General features: G+C 33.4%; 2 protein-coding genes. Both read left to right on the forward strand.

Annotation, left to right across the window (positions count from 1 at the left end):
- The first annotated feature begins 17 nt into the window (after positions 1-17).
- Positions 18-3,557 carry a DNA-directed RNA polymerase subunit beta' gene (gene rpoC, locus ACRDDY_RS14675; RefSeq protein WP_438565688.1) on the forward strand — a complete coding sequence of 1,180 codons (3,540 nt, stop codon included), beginning with the start codon at positions 18-20 and terminating at the stop codon, positions 3,555-3,557.
- A 271-nt stretch (positions 3,558-3,828) separates the two neighbouring features.
- Positions 3,829-4,150: 30S ribosomal protein S12 (rpsL, locus tag ACRDDY_RS14680; protein WP_438565689.1), on the forward strand; the 322-nt coding region annotated here is incomplete at its 3' end.

The following is a 4,150-nucleotide window of genomic DNA, read 5'->3' on the forward strand; positions in this document are numbered from 1 at the left end:
TGAAGGGAGGATTACCCTTGTTTGAATTAAATAATTTTGATGCAATACAAATAGGTTTAGCATCTCCTGAGCAGATAAGAGCATGGTCAAGGGGAGAAGTTAAAAAGCCAGAGACAATTAACTACAGAACTTTAAAGCCAGAGAGAGATGGTTTATTCTGTGAAAGAATATTTGGACCAATGAAAGACTGGGAATGTCATTGTGGAAAATATAAGAGAGTAAGATATAAAGGTATAGTTTGTGATAGATGTGGTGTTGAAGTTACAAAAGCCAAAGTAAGAAGAGAGAGAATGGGACATATTGAATTAGCTGCTCCAGTATCTCATATTTGGTATTTTAAAGGAATTCCATCAAGAATGGGATTAATCCTTGATATGTCACCAAGATCATTAGAAAAAATACTATATTTTGCTTCATATGTTGTAATTGATCCAAAAGAAACTCCATTATTAAAGAAACAACTTTTAAACGAAAAAGAGTTTAGAGAAGCAGTAGATAAATATGGAGAAGAAAGCTTTGTTGCCGGGATGGGAGCAGAAGCAGTTCAAGAGTTATTAGGTGAAATAAACTTAGAAGCTCAATCAAAAGAATTAAAAGAAGAATTAAAGCAAAGTACTGGACAAAAGAAAGTTAGAATAATTAGAAGACTAGAAGTAATCGAATCATTCAAAGCTTCAGGTAATGATCCAAGATGGATGATTATAAATGTTATACCAGTAATTCCACCAGATTTAAGACCAATGGTTCAATTAGATGGAGGAAGATTTGCAACTTCTGATTTAAATGATTTATATAGAAGAGTTATAAATAGGAATAACAGACTTAAAAAGCTATTAGATTTAGGAGCTCCAGATATCATTGTAAGAAATGAAAAAAGAATGCTTCAAGAAGCTGTGGACGCACTTATTGATAATGGTAGAAGGGGAAGACCAGTAACTGGACCTGGAAATAGACCATTAAAGTCTCTTTCAGATATGCTTAAAGGTAAGCAAGGAAGATTTAGACAAAACTTACTTGGTAAGAGGGTTGATTATTCAGGAAGATCAGTTATTGTTGTTGGACCTGAATTACAAATGTACCAATGTGGATTACCTAAGGAAATGGCGTTAGAGTTATTTAAACCATTTGTAATGAAAAAGTTAGTTGCTGATGGTGTTGCACATAACATTAAAAGTGCTAAGAGAATGGTAGAAAGAGTTAGTCCACAAGTTTGGGATATATTAGAAGAAGTAATTACTGATCATCCAGTATTACTAAACCGTGCTCCTACTCTTCATAGACTTGGAATTCAAGCATTCCAACCTGTATTAGTAGAAGGAAGAGCTATTAAATTACATCCATTAGTTTGTACAGCATATAATGCTGACTTTGATGGAGACCAAATGGCTGTTCACGTACCTTTATCAGTTGAAGCGCAAGCAGAAGCAAGGTTCTTGATGCTTGCAGCTGGAAACATAATGAAGCCATCAGACGGTAAACCAGTATCAGTTCCAACTCAGGATATGGTTCTTGGTTCATACTATATTACAATGGATAAAGAAGGTGCTGAAGGTAGCGGAAAATATTTCTCATCTAAAGATGAAGCTATAATGGCTTATCAAGTAAAAGCTATTGAAATTCACGCTGATATATTCGTAAGAATGTATAGAGAAGTAAATGGGGAAATGAAATCGGGATTAATTAAGACTACTGTTGGTAAGCTTATATTCAACGAATCAATTCCACAAGATTTAGGATTTGTAGATAGAGAAAATCCAGAGGAAATGTTTAACTTAGAAGTAGATTTCCTAATAACTAAAAAGTCGTTAGGAACATTAATCAATAAGTGTTACATGAAGCATGGAGCTACTAAGACATCTATAATGCTAGATAAAATTAAAGCTTTAGGATATCACTATTCGTCAATTGGAGCTATAACAGTAGCTGCATCTGATATGATAGTACCTGATGAAAAATACGTTCTATTAAAAGAAGCTGATGAAACAGTAGAGAAAATAGAAAAAATGTATAAAAGAGGATTTATATCAGAAGAAGAAAGATATGAAAGAGTAATAGAAAAATGGACTAAAACAACTGAAGATGTTGCCAACGTACTTATGGATAGTCTTGATAAATTCAATCCAATATTCATGATGGCGGATTCAGGAGCCAGAGGATCTAAATCTCAGATTAAGCAATTAGCTGGTATGAGAGGACTTATGGCGAGTCCATCAGGTAAGATATTAGAGTTGCCAATTAGAGCATCTTTCAGAGAAGGTCTTGACGTACTTGAGTACTTCATGTCAACTCACGGAGCAAGAAAAGGTAACGCTGATACAGCACTTAAAACTGCCGATTCAGGATATTTAACAAGAAGACTAGTTGATGTTTCACAAGATGTTATTGTAAGATCAGAAGATTGTGGAAGCACAAATGGTATAGTAGTTTCTGAAATTAAAGAAGGAAATGAAGTTATAGAAGGATTAGAGGAAAGATTAACTGGAAGATATTCAGCAGAAGATATAATTGACCCAGTAACTGGAGAAGTTTTAGCACCATTTGATACTTATATGGATCAACCGTTAGCTGAAAAAATTACTAAAGCTGGTATCAAAAAAGTTAAGATTAAATCACCTTTCACTTGTAAATGTAAAATAGGAGTTTGTTCTAAGTGTTATGGTATGAACATGGCAACTGCTCAAAAGATTAATATTGGGGAAGCTGTTGGAATAATAGCTGCACAATCGATTGGAGAGCCAGGAACACAGCTTACAATGAGAACATTCCATACAGGAGGAGTTGCTTCTGCAGGAGATATTACACAAGGTCTTCCAAGGGTTGAAGAGTTATTTGAAGCTAGAAAACCAAAAGGTCTTGCAATAGTAAGTGAAATAAATGGTACAATTAAGTTAGAAGAGACTAAGAAAAAAAGAACAGTACATGTAATTGGTGCAGATGGAGAAGAAGTAAGTTACGATATTCCATTTGGTTCTAGAATAAAAGTTTCTAATGACGATGTAGTAGAAGCTGGAGATGAGATAACAGAAGGTTCAGTTAATCCTCATGATATTATGGCAATTAAAGGGGTTGACGGAGCTAGAAGATATCTTTTATCAGAAGTTCAAAAAGTTTATAGACTTCAAGGGGTTGATATTAACGATAAGCACTTAGAAGTTGTTGTAAAGCAAATGACTAGAAAGGTAAAAGTAACAGAATCTGGAGATACTACATTATTACCGGGTACTACAATAGATATATATGATTTTGAGGAAGAAAATGTAAGAGTTAGAGAGTTTGGCGGAGAGGAAGCTAAAGGAGACCAAGTATTACTTGGTATAACTAAAGCATCACTTGCAACTGATAGTTTCTTATCAGCAGCATCATTCCAAGAAACTACTAGAGTTCTTACAGAAGCTGCAATTAAAGGAAAAGTAGATCCATTAGTAGGATTAAAAGAAAATGTAATTATCGGAAAACTAATTCCAGCAGGAACTGGTTTAATGAAATATAGAAATGTAAGATTAGATATAGAAGAAGAAATAGTAGTTGAGGAAGAAAATTCATTAATTACAGAGTAATTTAGTATATTGACATCTTATTTTGAAAATGATAAAATACGAGTTGTGTGTTTTTAACATATGACTCGTATATAATTGTAAATAGGAAATTCTTATATTATAATTAAAATACAGTAGATTTTACGACAAATATATTGTATAATTTACAGTAGTTCACTATAATACTTAATATAAGTATTATAAACAGTTGGATTGTTAGTCTTAAAGAGACTAATGGAAAAGATTTATCTAATATTTTTATATAGATAAATAAATATCAGGAGGTGAAAAAATGCCAACTATAAGCCAATTAGTAAGAAAAGGAAGAAAAGTTTCTGTAACTAAATCAAACTCACCAGCACTTAAAAACTGCCCACAAAGAAGAGGGGTATGTACAGTAGTTAAAACTTCTACTCCAAAAAAGCCTAACTCAGCATTAAGAAAAGTAGCAAGAGTAAGACTTACAAATGGATATGAAGTAACTGCATATATTGGTGGTGTAGGACACAACTTACAAGAGCATAGTGTTGTTCTTATAAGAGGTGGAAGAGTAAAAGACCTTCCTGGGGTTAGATACCACGTAGTAAGAGGAGCTCTTGACTGTGCTGGAGTAG

The organism is Clostridium sp. (assembly GCF_051656525.1).
Taxonomy (GTDB): Bacteria; Bacillota; Clostridia; order Clostridiales; family Clostridiaceae; genus Clostridium.